The sequence below is a fragment of the Aureisphaera galaxeae genome (assembly GCF_028561275.1).
Lineage (GTDB): Bacteria > Bacteroidota > Bacteroidia > Flavobacteriales > Flavobacteriaceae > Aureisphaera > Aureisphaera galaxeae.
On sequence record NZ_JAQQTF010000018.1, the window covers coordinates 36,089 to 52,681 of the forward strand.

12 protein-coding genes are annotated in these 16,593 nt (G+C 43.6%); all 12 read right to left on the bottom strand.

The genetic code is table 11. From position 1 onward, the window contains the following. Positions 1-30: 30 nt before the first annotated feature. Positions 31-954: a tRNA epoxyqueuosine(34) reductase QueG gene (gene queG, locus POV27_RS17265; RefSeq protein WP_272864041.1), complete on the bottom strand. Its 924-nt coding sequence runs from the start codon at positions 952-954 to the stop codon at positions 31-33. A gap of 103 nt (positions 955-1,057) precedes the next feature. Continuing rightward, positions 1,058-1,780 (bottom strand): DM13 domain-containing protein, encoded by a 723-nt coding sequence (locus POV27_RS17270; RefSeq protein ID WP_272864042.1) that lies wholly within the window; start codon positions 1,778-1,780, stop codon positions 1,058-1,060. A gap of 84 nt (positions 1,781-1,864) precedes the next feature. Then, the gene (locus tag POV27_RS17275) at positions 1,865-3,220 is read right to left on the bottom strand and encodes a cytochrome P450 (protein WP_272864043.1); all 1,356 of its coding nucleotides are present in this window, start codon (positions 3,218-3,220) and stop codon (positions 1,865-1,867) included. 134 nt (positions 3,221-3,354) lie between these two features. Further along, positions 3,355-4,377: a Holliday junction branch migration DNA helicase RuvB gene (gene ruvB / locus POV27_RS17280; protein ID WP_272864044.1), complete on the bottom strand. Its 1,023-nt coding sequence runs from the start codon at positions 4,375-4,377 to the stop codon at positions 3,355-3,357. A gap of 308 nt (positions 4,378-4,685) precedes the next feature. Continuing rightward, on the bottom strand, positions 4,686-6,080 hold the full coding sequence (locus tag POV27_RS17285; protein ID WP_272864045.1) for an MATE family efflux transporter: 1,395 nt from the start codon (positions 6,078-6,080) through the stop codon (positions 4,686-4,688). Positions 6,081-6,165: 85 nt separating this feature from the next. Beyond that, the gene (locus tag POV27_RS17290; RefSeq protein WP_272864046.1) at positions 6,166-7,992 is read right to left on the bottom strand and encodes a cytochrome c oxidase subunit I; all 1,827 of its coding nucleotides are present in this window, start codon (positions 7,990-7,992) and stop codon (positions 6,166-6,168) included. Between the two features lie 22 nt (positions 7,993-8,014). Next, positions 8,015-9,073, bottom strand: coding sequence for a cytochrome c oxidase subunit II (locus POV27_RS17295; RefSeq protein WP_272864047.1), 1,059 nt, complete (start codon positions 9,071-9,073; stop codon positions 8,015-8,017). Between the two features lie 24 nt (positions 9,074-9,097). Further along, on the bottom strand, positions 9,098-10,441 hold the full coding sequence (locus POV27_RS17300) for a quinol:cytochrome C oxidoreductase (RefSeq protein ID WP_272864048.1): 1,344 nt from the start codon (positions 10,439-10,441) through the stop codon (positions 9,098-9,100). A 28-nt stretch (positions 10,442-10,469) separates the two neighbouring features. Continuing rightward, the gene (locus POV27_RS17305; protein WP_272864049.1) at positions 10,470-11,165 is read right to left on the bottom strand and encodes a c-type cytochrome; all 696 of its coding nucleotides are present in this window, start codon (positions 11,163-11,165) and stop codon (positions 10,470-10,472) included. Between the two features lies 1 nt (position 11,166). Continuing rightward, positions 11,167-11,703, bottom strand: a complete 537-nt coding sequence (locus POV27_RS17310) for a DUF3341 domain-containing protein (protein ID WP_272864050.1) — start codon at positions 11,701-11,703, stop codon at positions 11,167-11,169. Between the two features lie 3 nt (positions 11,704-11,706). Beyond that, positions 11,707-13,464 carry an NrfD/PsrC family molybdoenzyme membrane anchor subunit gene (nrfD, locus tag POV27_RS17315; protein ID WP_272864051.1) on the bottom strand — a complete coding sequence of 586 codons (1,758 nt, stop codon included), beginning with the start codon at positions 13,462-13,464 and terminating at the stop codon, positions 11,707-11,709. A 30-nt stretch (positions 13,465-13,494) separates the two neighbouring features. Then, positions 13,495-16,566, bottom strand: a complete 3,072-nt coding sequence (locus POV27_RS17320; RefSeq protein WP_272864052.1) for a TAT-variant-translocated molybdopterin oxidoreductase — start codon at positions 16,564-16,566, stop codon at positions 13,495-13,497. Between the last annotated feature and the right edge of the window lie 27 nt (positions 16,567-16,593).

Genomic DNA, 16,593 nt, shown 5'->3' on the forward strand with positions numbered 1-16,593 from the left:
AAGGTAACTGACCCTTGGAAATAGGGAAAGTTATTTCAAAAAATTTATGTTGCGTTGTAGACCGGAGAATTTGGTACGTTTTACGGCACTTTTTCTGAAGATTTCGCGAAAGACTTCCTCGGTAATTTCCTTCCATTCGCTTCGGGACATGCTTAATAGCTTCGGATTGGGATCGAACAGGGGTTCTTTATGACTTTTACTGAAGCGATTCCAAGGACATACATCTTGGCACACGTCGCAACCAAACATCCAATCATCGAACATGCCCGAGAAATCATTGGGGATTTCATCCTTCAGCTCAATGGTGAAATAAGAAATGCATTTGCTCCCATCTACCACATAGGGTTCAACGATAGCTTGAGTAGGGCAGGCATCGATACAGGCGGTACAACTTCCGCAATGATCCGTGACCGGGGTATCGTATTCCAATTCCAAATCCACGATCAATTCGGCAATGAAATAGAAGGACCCTACTTGTTTGGAAAGTAAATTGGTGTGTTTTCCCATCCACCCCAGACCACTTTTGGCTGCCCAGGCTTTGTCCAATACTGGAGCAGAATCTACAAAAGCCCGGCCATGGACCTCCCCGATTTCGGTTTGGATGCTATGCAATAGTTCTTTCAACTTGTCTTTAATCACAAAGTGGTAATCGGTTCCGTAGGCGTATTTCGAAATCTTATAGCTGTCATCGTGTTGGGTTTCGGAAGGGTAATAATTCAGTAATAAAGAAATCACGCTTTTGGAACCTTCAACCAACAAGGTTGGATCTAAACGCTTGTCGAAATGATTTTCCATATACTTCATCTCGCCGTGCATCCCGTCTTTGAGCCATTGCTCTAATCGAGGGGCTTCTTCTTCCAGAAAGCCTGCTTTACTAATACCACAGGAAAGAAACCCAAGGCGTTTTGCTTCAGATTTTATGAATTTGGTATGTTTCTGTGCGTTTGTGTTCAAGAAATATAACTTGCACCACAAGATAGCACCTTTAGAAAATATTGGACAACAAAAAAGGCGCCTATTGCAGACGCCTTTTTCCCCATGATGTGACTCTAAATTCCTATTGAATCACTAATTTTTGAATGCTGCTGCTCCCTTCTGGGGTGGTAAGCTGCACCAAATAAATTCCTTGTGTAAGTGTAGAAACGTCTAAGCTGCGGTTCTCCTGAATGTTCACGCCCTCCATTACCACCGTTCCATTTAGAGCCAGAATGTTTGCAGTTACTGTGCTGAATCCTTCAGCAACGATTTCTACATTCTCCCTTGCAGGATTTGGAAACATTTGAAAGGCATTTAGATCTTGATCGACCGTGCTCAAAATACTACAGGTAGCATCGGTAAAGGGAACGTAGGTTCCAAAGTCCCAGAATTGATCGAATTGCAAGCAGTAGAAAAATACCTTATCGAAATCCTGAATGTCATTTCCAGCAGGAAGATCGATGGTAAAGGATTTAGCCCCATTTTGAGGCACTGTACTGCTTCCTACCAAACCAAACTGAACGTTTTGCAAACTTGCGATAGGAGTGGTTGTAAGTTGGGCATCACTAAGTCCGCCAGAATTCACTAAGTACGCACGGATATCGGGACCGGCAGCGGTCATGAAATCATCACCCAAATCCAAGGTGACCGAACCGTCTGGGTTAAGGGTTACCTCGACCGTCCCCTCTATATTGTACATAGGAACGCTGGTGTTGTTTCCGAAACCTGTTACTGCCTCAAGGCACTGTGCACTAATAGTGAATGCTGAGAATAATGATAAACCAAAGAGTATTACTTTTTTCATTGTCGTCTTTTTGAATTGTTTGAGGGTTTTGGTCGTAGTAAACCCAAAACATTTCACGACTATGAGAAATTTATGATGTTTCTTTTACTTTTTTACCCGTTTTTCGAAGGTTACATAGGTTTCGAGTGGCTTTAAGGTAATGAGTGGATTCAATTTAATGGACTCTTTTTGTGTTGTAATGGAATGGTGCTTTACCAAATGAGCCACGGCCAATACCATTTCGTATATGGCGAAGCCTAGTCCAATGCACAATCTAGGACCTGCCCCGAAAGGATAGTATACCCCCGCCGTTTTTTTCTTGTTTTCTCCCAAGAAGCGTTCGGGCATAAAACGATCCGGTTCTTCCCAATAATCGGGATGTCTATGTAGTTCATAAAAGGAAATGCCTACCAAGGTGTCTTTTCTAATATGGTAATTGCCCAAGGTGTCGTCTTCCAAATTCTCCCTGTCCGTTATCCAAGCCGGTGGATATAAGCGCATGGATTCATCGATCACTGCTTTGGTGTATTCCAATTTCTGAATTTGTTCGATTGGATTATCGGTTTCTTCCGAAACTTTAATCGCCTCTTCATACACTTTTTGCTGCACTTCGGGATAATTTGCCAACAACCAAGAAGTAAAGGAAAGGGCATTGGCCGTGGTTTCATGACCCGCCACAAATAGAATGGTAATCTCGTCGATGAGTTGTTTAATGGTCATGGGTTCACCTGTATCCTCGTATCGTGTAGCCAGCAACATGTCCAATAGATCGTCGTGATTTTCTTGGGATTGTTTTCGTTCTTCAATAATCTCCCGAAGAATGGCCCTACTTTCCAAGGAAAGATCTAGGTGTTTTTTTACTTGCCCCGTTAAGCGAAACCACCAAGCTTTGTGCGGCAATCTTACTTCTTTTACCAAAAATTCCTGCACTTGTTGAATGATATACTGCAATCGCTCCAGGGTTTCGTCGGCTGCTGAAACGTGGAACAAGGATTTGGCTACGACCTGGAATGCCAATCGGTTCATGATGGGAAAGACATCGGTTTCCTGTTGAAGGGGAAGGGCTTCCAATTCCTTTTCTATGGTTTTTTGCATCAATCCCACCAATTGTTCCATCTTCTTTTTGTGGAAGGCGGGTTGAATTAACCGTCTTTGTTGCAACCAATAGTCTCCGTTAATAGTTAGGAGTCCGTGTCCTAAATATTTAGAGAGGTAATCGGTTTGTATTTTGGACTTGTAATAGTTTTTGTGGTTTTTCCGAAGGATATATTCTACCACTTCCTTATCTCGGGAAAGCAAAAGATACCTTTTTCGATTTAGACGTACCGAAAAGGTGTCTCCATATTTTTCGAAAAAGCGATGGTGAAATGGAATCGGATTTTTACGGATGGCTTCGGCATTCCAGAAGAACTTGAGGATGGACAGAGATTTGGGATAGGTGTATTTTTTGGTTTCTGACATGTATTGTCCGGTCGAGCTCACATGCACAGGAATAGCGGGCCGTAGACCTTCTTTTTAAATTAACACTCCGACAGAACCCTTCGACTGCCTGTCCGTCCGACAGGCGGACGCTCGGGGAGACCTGTCAATTTTTATTAAAACAATCCTCCCTGCGAAGGACCTTTCAGTTTTCCAAGGTGTTTATAGGCATGCTCCGTTACTTCCCTCCCCCTAGGTGTTCTAATAATGAATCCTTGTTGAATGAGAAATGGTTCATATACCTCTTCGATGGTTTCGGCACTTTCGGAAACGGCGGTTGCCAAAGTGGTAATTCCAACTGGGCCACCCTTAAATTTATCGATGATGGTACTCAGAATCTTGTTGTCCATTTCATCCAAACCATGGGCATCTACATTCAGCTGTTGCAGGGCGTACCTTGCAATTTTAATATCTATGGTTCCATCTCCTTTGATCTGGGCAAAATCACGTACCCTTCTCAATAATGCATTGGCAATACGTGGAGTCCCACGACTTCTGCCGGCTACTTCGATGGCTGCTTCCATAGTAATGGGAACATCCAGAATCTTGGCGCTTCGCTGTACGATGGTCGTTAATAGATCGGTAGTATAGTATTGCAGACGGGAAGAAATACCAAAACGTGCTCGCATGGGAGCCGTAAGCAATCCCGATCGGGTGGTAGCCCCAACCAAAGTAAACGGTGCCAAATTAATTTGAACAGTACGCGCATTGGGCCCACTTTCGATCATGATATCGATTTTGTAATCTTCCATGGCCGAGTACAGATATTCTTCCACAATGGGACTTAGTCTGTGGATTTCATCAATGAACAATACATCCCTTTCATCTAAATTGGTAAGCAGTCCAGCTAGATCTCCAGGTTTGTCCAACACTGGCCCAGAAGTAACCCGTATGTTTACATCAAGTTCGTTGGCAAGGATATGCGCCAAAGTGGTTTTTCCCAATCCCGGAGGACCGTGAAAGAGGGTATGGTCTAAAGCTTCATCCCTCATATTGGCAGCCTGTACGAACACCTGCAAATTCTCTAACGCCTGATCCTGCCCCGTGAAGTCATCGAATGATAACGGCCTCAGCTTTTTCTCTATATCCAGTTCTTGAGGGGACAGATGATCTCCCGTGGGATCGAGGTGTTCGTTCATATAACAAATATACGAAGTGTTGGGCACTGTTTCCCTCTCCCAAACAGAAAACCGCACCTTTTACAGTGCGGTTTGCTACAGCAGTTCTCCTCAGACCGCCATAAGCGGTTTGCGTCTAAAAATAATGATCATCTTCCCTATTGAAAATCCCCAATATGGGTTATTTAGCAAAAAGCCGCAGTTGTACCGCGGCTTCTTACACCAATAGGCTCCCCAGCCTGTGATGTTCTAGTATTATGACATAAAAGTAATTTGTAACTATAGGAAAGGCAATACGTAAAAATACGTATTTCGCTATCTGCTGAAGATTATACCTTTACTTCTTTCCACTTTCCTTTTCGGAACCAAATAATCCCAACGACGGCTATCAAGGCTTCGGCTATGGTGATAGCCAACAATACCCCAAGTACCCCCCAGCCAAAATAAATAGCGGCTGCATACGCAAAGGGCAACTGGAAGAGCCAGAAACAGAAGAAATTGATTACCGTAGGTGTCTTGGTATCCCCAGCACCATTGAATGCCTGAATGATCACCATCCCGTAAGCATAGAATACATAGCCTGCTGCAATAATGCGGAGACTGAGTGCTCCATATTTAATCACCTCAGGATTGCTGCTAAAGATTTTAATAATCCAATCTGCAAAGAATAGGTAAAACAGGGATACAAAAATCATAAACCACGCATTGTACTTACCCGTTTTCCAAACGGAAGTTTCTGCTCGATCCGGTTTGCCGGCTCCCAAATTCTGCCCCACAAGGGTGGCAGCGGCGTTACTCATTCCCCATGACGGCATTAACGTAAACATCAATACACGAATGGCAATTGTATATCCTGCCAATACTTCACTTCCGAATTCGGCCATGATACGCATTAAAAACACCCAGCTAGATGTACCAATAATGAACTGCCCTATTCCCCCAAGGGAGACTTTCACCAAATTCATCATAGTGGCAGCACGGATTACAAAATCCTTGAATCCCACCTTGATCTTCGTCCAACCGAAAAACAGAATGAACAACTGAAAGATCACCGCACTTCCTCTTCCTATTGTTGTAGCGATAGCGGCTCCTTTTACCCCAAATGCGGGTACTGGTCCCCACCCAAAGATGAATAATGGATCTAGAACGATATTCAAAAGATTGGAAAAGATAAGTACTTTCATAGCTGCTGAGGCATCTCCTGCCCCTCGAAACACGGCATTGATAAGGAACAGCAACATGATCGTGACATTACCTCCCAAAAGGATTTGGGTATAACCGTAACCTTCGGCCACCAAATCGGGTTCCCCTCCCATGAGTGATAAGATTTCCCTTGGGAACAAAATTCCAATGATGCTTACCACAATGGCAACAGCTACCCCTACAAAAATAGCCTGTACGGCTGCTTGGGAAGCTCCTGGAATATCCTTTTCGCCAATCCTTCGGGCCACAATAGCCGTGGCTCCCATACTTAATCCTATGGCAATGGCATACACAAGTGTGAGTACGGATTCTGTTAAACCAACGGTCGCAATGGCGTTAGCCCCCAAACTGGAAACCCAGTAGGCATCTACCAAGAAAAAGATAGATTCCATCATCATTTCCAACACCATAGGAACAGAGAGCATAAAGACTGCCTTCCGAATGCTTCCAGAAGTAAATTCCTGCTCTTTCCCTGCAATGGCCTTGGGAAGGTGGTGGATTATTTTTTCGAGGACGGTCATAACTGGTTGGTTTAGCGGGGCTAAAGATAACAAAAAACCCTTCCGAGCCAGTCGAAAGGGTTTTTCTATTGAATTTATTTTTCCTTTAGTGATTCATCTCTTCTTCGTTCTCTTGAAGAGGAACATGCTGCGGAGCAAAATCCTGTCCTGGAATCACATAGTCGCTTTCGTCTTTGTTCAGCTTACTGTAGTCATACGCCCAACGGTATACGTGAGGAATAGGACCATCCCAGTTTCCGTGAATGTGCTTCACCTCTGCTGTCCACTCCAGTGTATTAGAATTCCAAGGGTTCTTAGATCCTTTCTTACCGAAGAACATGGACGAGATGAAATTGTACAAGAATAGCACCTGTGCCGCTGCTGCGATGAAGGCAAATACTGTAATCACAACATTCACATCGGTCAAATCATCAAAATATGGGAACGCCGTGTTGGTATAGTAACGTCTTGGTAGACCTGCCATACCGATAAAGTGCATTGGGAAGAATACTCCGTAAGCACCGATTGCTGTTACCCAGAAGTGAATATACCCAAGATTCTTGTTCATCATTCTTCCTTCGAACATTTTTGGGAACCAGTGGTATACCCCAGCGAAAAGTCCGTACAAAGCACTAATACCCATTACCAAGTGGAAGTGAGCCACTACGAAGTAGGTATCGTGTACGTTAATATCTAGAGCACTATCCCCTAATAGGATTCCTGTAAGACCCCCTGTGATGAAGGTAGAAACCAGCCCGATAGAAAACAGCATGGCCGGGTTCATTTGCAGGTTCCCTTTCCAAAGGGTAGTGATATAGTTAAATGCTTTTACTGCAGATGGAATTGCAATCAATAGGGTTGTAAAGGTAAACACAGACCCTAGGAATGGATTCATCCCCGAGATAAACATGTGGTGTCCCCATACAATCGTAGAAAGGAATGCAATTGCCAATATAGATGCCACCATCGCTCGGTAACCGAAGATCGGTTTTCGGGAGTTAGTCGCAATAATTTCTGATGTGATCCCCAATGCAGGTAATAGTACAATATATACCTCTGGGTGACCCAAGAACCAGAAAAGGTGCTCGAAAAGTACAGGAGAACCTCCTTGGTTATGCAATACCTCACCCGCAATGTAAATGTCCGAAAGGAAGAAGGAAGTTCCGAAACTTCGATCCATAATAAGCAATAGTGCTGCAGACAATAGTACCGGGAAAGAAACCACACCAATTACAGCCGTAATGAAAAATGCCCAGATCGTCAATGGAAGTCTAGTCATAGACATTCCCTTGGTTCTAAGGTTCAATACGGTAACGATATAGTTAAGTGATCCTAATAATGAGGAGGCAATAAAGATTGCCATAGAAACCAACCAAAGCGTCATACCCGCACCAGAACCTGGAATGGCTTGTGGCAAAGCACTCAATGGAGGATAAATGGTCCATCCTGCTGATGCAGGACCTGCCTCCACAAACAATGACATCACCATGATCACACTAGATAGGAAGAACAACCAGTAGGATATCATGTTCAGGAATCCTGAAGCCATATCCCTCGCTCCAATCTGTAGTGGAATAAGAAGGTTACTAAAGGTACCACTCAGTCCCGCCGTAAGTACGAAGAATACCATGATGGTTCCGTGAATGGTTACCAATGCCAAGTAGACACTTGGATCCATTACACCACCTTCTCCCCACTTACCTAGAAGAACTTCGTAGATAGTGAATTCTTTATCTGGCCAGGCTAGCTGCAATCTAAAAAGAAGCGACATGGCAATCCCGATGATTCCCATAAACAACCCTGTAATAAGGTATTGCTTAGAGATCATCTTGTGATCCTGACTAAATATATACTTAGTTATAAAAGTCTCTTTGTGATGATGCCCGTGATCGTCGTGGTGATCTACTGCTAAATCGTGTGCGTGTGCTGACATATCTTTCTAAGCTATTTTTTTGTTATTGTTTAAGGGTTTCCGCCAAGGTGGCCTGTTCTGCTATCCAAGCATCATATTCTTCTTGGGTCTCTACGATAATCTTCATTTGCATGTTATAGTGGTTGTTACCACATATCTTATTACAAAGAAGTAAATAATCGAAGGTATAAGGCTCTAGTGGCTCTTCCCCTTTGGCTATTAAAGCCTGACTGTTCTCTCTTCTAATATTGTTGATCTTCGTAACCTTGGCTACGATCTCATCGTTCTCTCTCATTTCCGCAGTTGTCTTGGTAGGTGTGAAAGCGAATTGAGTAATCATACCAGGTACACAGTTCATTTGTGCTCTAAAGTGAGGCATGTAGGCAGAGTGTAGCACATCCTGCGAACGCATCTTGAACAGCACCTTTCTTCCTACAGGCAAGTGTAATTCGTTTACAACGATATCGTCCTGTGCATTCGGATCGGCTGCATCTACCCCCAATTGGTTGGCTCCTTCGATCAAACGAACATTAGCCTCTCCTAGAGTATTATCTTCACCTCCATAACGAGCTCTCCAATCAAACTGATAGGCATACAACTCAACTACCAAAGGATCGTCTTCGGTATCGATGTTCATGATATCGGTCCAAGTGAAAAGTCCGTAGATAATCAATCCCGCCAATACAATTACCGGAATGATCGTCCAGATGAACTCCAATTTATCATTATCGGCAAAGAAAACGGCTCTTTGTCCTTTTCTTCCACGATATTTAAATGCAAAATAGTGAAGCAACCATTGGGTAACAATTCCAACCACGAAGATTAGAATCATGGATATTAACCAAAGTTGATCGATCCCAACACCGTGTTCCGATGCCGATTCTGGCAACATTACATCGCCCCACAACCAAAAACAAACAATGCTGAGTATGTAAATAAAGAGGACAAACCCTAACATGAGCCATCCGTTCATGTTATTGTCCTTGTCATTAGCTACTTCGGAATCTTCTTGTCTGTTCTTGGACAACTGGAATATCTTTCCCATCTGCCAAACAGCAACTCCAAAAAGTATGATTACTAGTACAACTAAAAATGCGGTCATCGTTATCTGTCTTCTTTAATTTAATTAATAATGAAAATGCTTACTCTCCTTCATAAACGGACTTCCTTTCGCCAGTAGCGACTCCTTGGTCAATGCCGTAAATACTACGAATATAAACAGCCCAAAGAAGAATAGTAGGGATCCTAGTTCTGGCAATCCAATGAACCAAGATGTTCCTACAGTACCTGGCATCACCATATTGAACACATCAATGTAGTGTCCTGCCAAGATCACCACCCCAGCCATGATCACGAACCAGTTTACACGCTTGTAATCACTGTTCATAAGAATCAATAATGGGAAGATGAAGTTCATAGCAAGCATTCCGAAGAACGGTAATTTGTAATCTTCTATACGTGTTACGAAATACGTTACTTCTTCTGGGATATTCGCATACCAGATCAACATAAATTGTGAGAACCACAAGTACGTCCAGAAAATACTGAAAGCAAACATGAACTTAGCCAAATCGTGAATGTGGCTATCGTTCACAAATTCTAAATATCCTTGAGATTTTAGGTAAATGGTAATCATCGCGATTACAGTGATAGCACTTACCATCATTCCTGCAAACACATACCATCCAAATAGGGTAGAGAACCAGTGCGGATCGAAACTCATAATCCAATCCCATGACATCATGGATTCTGTGTAGATAAAGAATACCAAGAATCCAGCAGCTAATTTAAAGTTCTTCTTAAACCAACGGTTGTCGGTAGCATTGTCCTGATTCAAAGACCATTTTCTAGAGAAGTAACGGTATGCATTAAATCCTGCTAGGTAGATTACTGCACGGATCAAGAATCCAGTGGTATTTAACCATCCGCTCTTACCGGCAATCAATTTATCGTATTTATCACTTTCAGGATCTATCAATTCTGGTTCCATCCAGTGGAATATGTGGTTTACATGGAATACTGAAAGCAGTAATAGTATCAATATAATTACAGATGCCCATGGCAAATAGGCGGTAATACCTTCCATTACCCTAAAGAGAACGGGAGACCATCCTGCTTGTGAGGCATGTTGTATGGCGTAGAACGCTAAGGTTCCCAATGCGATCATGAAGAAAAAGAACGATGCAATGTAAAGTGCGGACCAAGGTCTGTTTTGCATTTGGTGCAATACATGCTCGTAATGCGCATCGCCTCCGTGAGCGTCATCTGCATGGTCACCTCCATGAGCGTCGGTTGTAGCGTGGCCTCCACCATGTCCATCGCCATGATGGCTCGCCTCAATCTCCTTCACCTTTTCAATGGTTTTAGGAGTTAAAGCATATCCGGTTATAAAACCAATCGCTCCCAACAACATGCAGGCGATTGCGAATATTCTTAATTTATTAGGTAGCTTATACTTATACGTATCCATATCTGTAGCTATTCTCTTTGTTCTTCAGTTAGTGTTGTTCTTCGTTTTCGTGATCGTCACCTTCTTGGGTGTCTCCACCTTCAAGGGTTTCAGTCTCGTCGGTGGCTGCAATACCTCCATCTACATCTTCCGCAGGCGCAACGATTTCTAAAGGAGCTGTTCCTTCCAAAGCCGCTTTCAAATTCATTACGTGCATGGTGATTTGCCAACGCTCTTCTTCATTGGTTTGTGAAGCATACGATCCCATAGAGTTTAGTCCGAACATCTGAACGTGGTATGTTCCACCTTCAGTAATTACCCTTCCTGGATCTGCATAACTTGGTATACCCAATATCTTTTCATTCTTCACTAAGATTCCTTGTCCATCCCCTTTATCTCCGTGACATACGCCACAGTAGATATCGTACATCTCTTTTCCTTTATCCAGGTTCTTTTGAGTAACGGGTAATGGGTTGGTCAATTCCACTTTCGCTAATTCCCTTCCTTCATTGGTATCGGGATAGTCATAAGGCTGCCATCCTCTTGGAATGGAATTTGGAGCAGGAAGCATAGCTTCTGATCCTCCTGTAACATTATCGAACACCTCATACTCACCATAGGTTTCGTAACCTACCGGCTTATACATATTAGGCATGTATTGATAGTTGGGTTTATCGCTATCGAAACACGATACCATCGTGATGGACGCGGAAAACAGAAGTGCTATGGTTAAAATACGTTTCATATTAGTGATCGTCTTCTTTATCGTGTAAACTAATTTCAATGGCACCTGTATCGCTCAAAAATTTGGATACGTCGTCCACATTGTGGTGACCTGCATCGATAGCCATTAGGAAATGGTCATCGGTTGTGCGAACATCAGGATTCTCTGCTTTTTTGAAAGGCCACAACTTGCTACGCATGTAGAAAGTGATAACCATAAGGTGAGCAGCAAAAAATACAGTCATCTCGAACATAATAGGTACGAATGCCGGCATGTTTTCCAAATAACTAAAGCTCGGCTTTCCACCAATGTTCTGGGGCCAGTCCTCGATCATGATATAGTTCATCATGGTAATAGCTACAGCCAAACCTACACATCCGTACATGAAGGAACAGATGGCGATTCGGGTATCTTCCAATCCCATGGCTTTATCGAGCCCGTGCACTGGGAATGGAGTATATACTTCATCAATATGATAGTGCTCCTTACGAACCGCCTTTACCGCGTTCATTAGGATATCATCGTCGTTATAGATAGCGTGAATTACTTTCGAAGCCATACCTTAACTATTTTTAAGTTTAGCAGCCTGTCCAGCCCAGTCGTCGCGCTTGGCACGACCTGGGAACTCTCCAGTGATGCTGTCTAATAAATCGTATTCTCTATCGGTCATTTTACTTACTTGCTCGAAAGTATAAATGCCCAATTGGTGTAATTTTCCTTCCATTTTAGGACCTACACCGCTAATTCTCTTTAAGTCATCGGCCGTTTGCGTATCCGGATCAAAGGTTCCGATACTGCTCAACAACGAATCTGCTTTTGCTGAATGATCTTCTTCTGAAGCTTCCGCACCACCTGATGCTTCTGCTCCTCCAGCCTCTGCTCCACTCACTACAGCTGCTGCACCTTCTGGCATTTCATAATGCTTGGCATCATCTCCTTGCTCAGATCTCAGGTTCTTGTAACGATCTCCAGATGATTTCAAAATCGACTTCACCTCTGCCTGTGCAATTACTGGGAAGGTTCTTGAATACAATAGGAAAAGGACAAAGAAGAATCCAATAGTTCCGATGAAAATTCCGATATCCACAAAGGTTGGGGAGAACATCGTCCAAGAAGATGGAAGGTAATCCCTGTGCAATGAAGTAACGATAATTACAAAACGCTCAAACCACATCCCAATGTTTACTACAATAGAGATGAAGAATGAGAACATGATACTTCTTCTCAATTTAGGGAACCACATAAACTGAGGCGAGAATACGTTACAGGTCATCATCGCCCAGTAAGCCCACCAGTAAGGTCCGGTAGCACGGTTCAAGAATGCGTATTGTTCATATTCCACTCCAGAATACCAAGCAATGAACAGCTCCGTAATATAGGCCACCCCTACAATAGATCCGGTGATCATAATTACGATGTTCATTAATTCGATATGCTGAATGGTAATATAATCTTCTAAGTTGGATACCTTTCTCATAATAATAAGAAGGGTATTTACCATTGCGAATCCAGAGAAAATCGCCCCAGCAACGAAGTACGGTGGGAAGATGGTGGTGTGCCATCCAGGAATTACCGAAGTTGCGAAGTCGAAGGATACAATGGTGTGTACAGAAAGTACCAGTGGTGTTGCCAATCCGGCCAATACCAAGGAAACTTCCTCAAAACGTTGCCAGTCTTTGGCGCGTCCACTCCATCCGAAGGATAGAATGCTATATACTCTTTTGGTAAATGGGGTAATCGCTCTATCACGAATCATCGCGAAGTCAGGAAGTAACCCTGTCCACCAGAATACCAAGGATACCGAAAGATAGGTAGAGATCGCAAATACGTCCCAAAGTAGTGGTGAGTTGAAGTTTACCCAAAGGGATCCGAACTGGTTAGGAATAGGTAGTACCCAGTATGCCAACCATGGACGTCCCATGTGAATGATCGGGAACAATCCCGCCTGAATTACCGAGAAAATGGTCATCGCCTCTGCAGAACGGTTAATTGCCATTCTCCATTTCTGACGGAATAGCAATAGTACCGCCGAAATCAGCGTTCCTGCGTGACCAATACCTACCCACCAAACGAAGTTGGTAATGTCCCAAGCCCAGTTAACGGTCTTGTTTAATCCCCAAACCCCGATACCGGTCGAGATGGTATAAATGATACAACCCAATCCCCATAAAAAGGCAACCAAGGCAATAGAGAATACTATCCACCACTGTTTATTGGCTTTTCCTTCTACGGGAGCTGCTACATCCACAGTAACATCGTGGTAGCTTTTATCTCCTGTAACTAAGGGTCTTCTAATAGGTGCTTCGTAATGCGACGCCATATCTATATATTCAATTTCTTAGTTAGATTATTATGCTTCGTTGGTATTTCTCACTTTGGTTTGGTAGAACACATTAGGTTCGGTTCCAACCGCTTCCAATAGGTGATACATACGTTTGTTTTCTTTCAATTCGAAAATCTCACTGTCGTGATCATTGATATCCCCGAATTGGATAGCTCCTGTCTCACAAGCCGCAGAACACGCTGTCTTAAACTCGTTGGTCTTCACAGGTCTTCCGTCACGCTTGGCATCCAAAATGGTCTTTTGTGTCATTTGGATACACATAGAACATTTTTCCATTACCCCACGGGAACGAACTACTACATCTGGGTTCAATACCATACGTCCTAGATCGTTGTTCATGTTGTAATCGAACTCATCGTTCTCTGCATACAAGAACCAGTTGAAACGACGTACTTTGTACGGACAGTTGTTCGCACAGTAACGGGTTCCTACACAACGATTGTACGCCATGTGGTTTTGTCCTTGACGCCCATGAGAAGTAGCAGCTACTGGACAAACCGTCTCACAAGGAGCGTGGTTACAGTGCTGACACATTACAGGCTGGAAGGCCACTTGCGGATTGGCCGCAGCGCTTTCCATTTCGTTGAATTCGGAAAGGGAACTTCCCAATCCAGAAATATTTTCTTTCTTCTCTAAATCATCTGCGAAGGAATCTTCAGAAGAGTAGTATCTATCGATACGTAGCCAGTGCATATCACGGCTACGACGCATTTCAGACTTACCAACAACAGGTACGTTGTTTTCAGCATGACAAGCAATCACACAAGCTCCACAACCTGTACATGAATTCAAATCGATGGACAAGTTGAAGTGATGCCCAATAGAACGATCGAACTCATCCCAAAGGTCGGCACCCGGATCTGTAACCTTGATTTCCTGGTGATCTTTGGAAACCTTTGGCATCGGGTTCCAAGCATATTCTCCGTGCTTGTCTTTCTTGGTGGTGTTGAAAATTTCCAAGGTGGTTTCGCGAATGATATCACGCCCCATCATGGTATTGTGCAACTGCACACAGGCGAACTCGTGTTCTCCAGAAACTTTTTCTAACGTAACCCCTCCCTGTGTAGTAGAGAAGTTATTATATAATCTATAGGCATTTACACCAGTCTGCATTTCGCTCTGGACAGAATCAGTACGTCCATATCCCAAAGCCAATCCAACGGATCCTTTTGCCTGTCCTGGTTGAATCAAAACAGGAACTCTTTCTATAGTAACCCCTGCCATCTTTACATTTACGTAGCTACCGTTCAATCCTCCGTTGGCTACGTTCCAGTTCTCCAATCCAAGATCTTTGGCATCAGCTGCAGAAACAGTTACGTAGTTATCCCAAGTAGTTCTGGTAATAGGATCTGGCAATTCCTGCAACCAAGGGTTGTTGGCTTGTTGTCCGTCTCCCAGTCCTGTCTTGGTATATAAGGTAAGTTCCATACCACCCTGAGTAGTACTCAACGCTCCATTGGATGTTGAGGACTCAGTAGTTTCGGCAGTATCAGCATCGGTAGTGATTTCTACCGCGCTTTCGTACACACCATCATGCAAAGCTTGGTTCCAAGAACCACCATCGGCTAGGATGGTTCCACTCCACATGTCCTTAATATAATTATAGTAAGAGTCTCCATTTTCGGTCCACTGTACCAAACAATCCTGGAATTGCTGGGTATTGAATAGCGGACGAATTGTTGGTTGCATCAAACTAAATACACCTTTCTTAAGTTGCGCGTCACCCCAAGACTCTAGGTAGTGAGGGGTTGCAGCGACCAATTTTGCTTTGGAAGCCGTCTCATCTTCTTTCATGGCAAATGCCAAAGTGAAGTCAAGATTTTCATAGGCAGCAGCAAACTCACTGTGCGGGAAAGAATACACTGGGTTAACCCCTACCGTGATCAATCCTTTTACGCTTCCGCTTACCACTCCGTTCATTACGTTGGCAACATCGGCTGCATTACCCATAGCCGTCATACGTGGATTTGCAGTATCCATTACTTCACTTCCAACAGACTCATTGTAGTTAAGCACAGCTTCTTGCATTTGTGCATCCTGTACTCCGGTAATGATTACTCCTTTAGCACCTGCCTTCGCCAATTGCGCTTTCGCTTTATTCACAGCTTCAGCAACATTGTCGGCCAAACCAGAAGCACTTCCTCCCATAAGAGCATTAAGCACTTTTGCTTGATCCGATGGAGTAACTGGAACACGCACATCGGCGTTAGCTCCAGAAAGTGTCATATTTGCTTCGAACTGATAGTGCTTGGACATTTTTCCGTCCTTAGGAACACGTCCTTTCGCATATCCTGCTTCGTAACCACCACCTTGCCAGTCACCGATGAAATCGGCACCTACAGAAACGATTACCTCAGCTTTAGAGAAATCGTAGTCCGCAAGGGCTCTAGTTCCATACTTAGCCTGGAAAGCATCCGCAGCAAAGCTGGAAGAAACGGCGTCATAGATTACGTGACGAATGTTCGGATATTTTGCTTTAAAATCGGCAATCAATTGAGACGTAGATGGACTTGCGAACGTCTGGGTCAACAATACTACATCCTGCCCAGCGGTCTCGTTCAACTTCCCAGCGACTGCGGTATGCAATTCGTCCCAAGAAGCATCTTCTCCATTTACTTTGGGTCCTTGCAAGCGATACTGATCGTACATGGAAAGTACAGAAGCATGCACACGGGCATTTACACTACCTCCGTGATTTGCTAGATCATTTCGCTCAATTTTGATAGGACGTCCTTCGCGTGTTTTTACCAAGACATTGGCAAAGTCGAATCCATCTGCAATGGTTGTTGCATAGTAGTTAGCTACTCCAGGAACGATTTCGTCCGGTGCCACTACATAAGGAATGGATTTGATAACAGGACCTTCACAGGCAGCCAAAGAAGCAGCTGCAGTTGTGAATCCAACATATTTTAAGAAATCGCGACGTGTGGTTGAGGAAGCTTCTAACGTTTCTTTGTCGCCCAAGAAATCATCCGTAGGAATGGGCTCTACAAATTCGTTTTGTTTTAGCGTCTCAACAATAGAGCTATTCTCGTTCAGCTCTTCAACACTTTTCCAGTATTTCTTGTTTGATGCCATATTATGATTGTAAAATAATATTCAAGA

What these genes read in the sequence shown, in the direction of transcription:
- ruvB (WP_272864044.1), bottom strand. Translation starts at nt 4,377, where the DNA reads ATGAACGAACACCTCGATCCCACGGGAGATCATCTGTCCCCTCAAGAA.
- POV27_RS17295 (WP_272864047.1), bottom strand. Translation starts at nt 9,073, where the DNA reads ATGACCGCATTTTTAGTTGTACTAGTAATCATACTTTTTGGAGTTGCT.
- POV27_RS17290 (WP_272864046.1), bottom strand. Translation starts at nt 7,992, where the DNA reads ATGTCAGCACACGCACACGATTTAGCAGTAGATCACCACGACGATCAC.
- POV27_RS17285 (WP_272864045.1), bottom strand. Translation starts at nt 6,080, where the DNA reads ATGACCGTCCTCGAAAAAATAATCCACCACCTTCCCAAGGCCATTGCA.
- POV27_RS17310 (WP_272864050.1), bottom strand. Translation starts at nt 11,703, where the DNA reads ATGGCTTCGAAAGTAATTCACGCTATCTATAACGACGATGATATCCTA.
- POV27_RS17320 (WP_272864052.1), bottom strand. Translation starts at nt 16,566, where the DNA reads ATGGCATCAAACAAGAAATACTGGAAAAGTGTTGAAGAGCTGAACGAG.
- nrfD (WP_272864051.1), bottom strand. Translation starts at nt 13,464, where the DNA reads ATGGCGTCGCATTACGAAGCACCTATTAGAAGACCCTTAGTTACAGGA.
- POV27_RS17305 (WP_272864049.1), bottom strand. Translation starts at nt 11,165, where the DNA reads ATGAAACGTATTTTAACCATAGCACTTCTGTTTTCCGCGTCCATCACG.
- POV27_RS17270 (WP_272864042.1), bottom strand. Translation starts at nt 1,780, where the DNA reads ATGAAAAAAGTAATACTCTTTGGTTTATCATTATTCTCAGCATTCACT.
- POV27_RS17300 (WP_272864048.1), bottom strand. Translation starts at nt 10,441, where the DNA reads ATGGATACGTATAAGTATAAGCTACCTAATAAATTAAGAATATTCGCA.
- POV27_RS17275 (WP_272864043.1), bottom strand. Translation starts at nt 3,220, where the DNA reads ATGTCAGAAACCAAAAAATACACCTATCCCAAATCTCTGTCCATCCTC.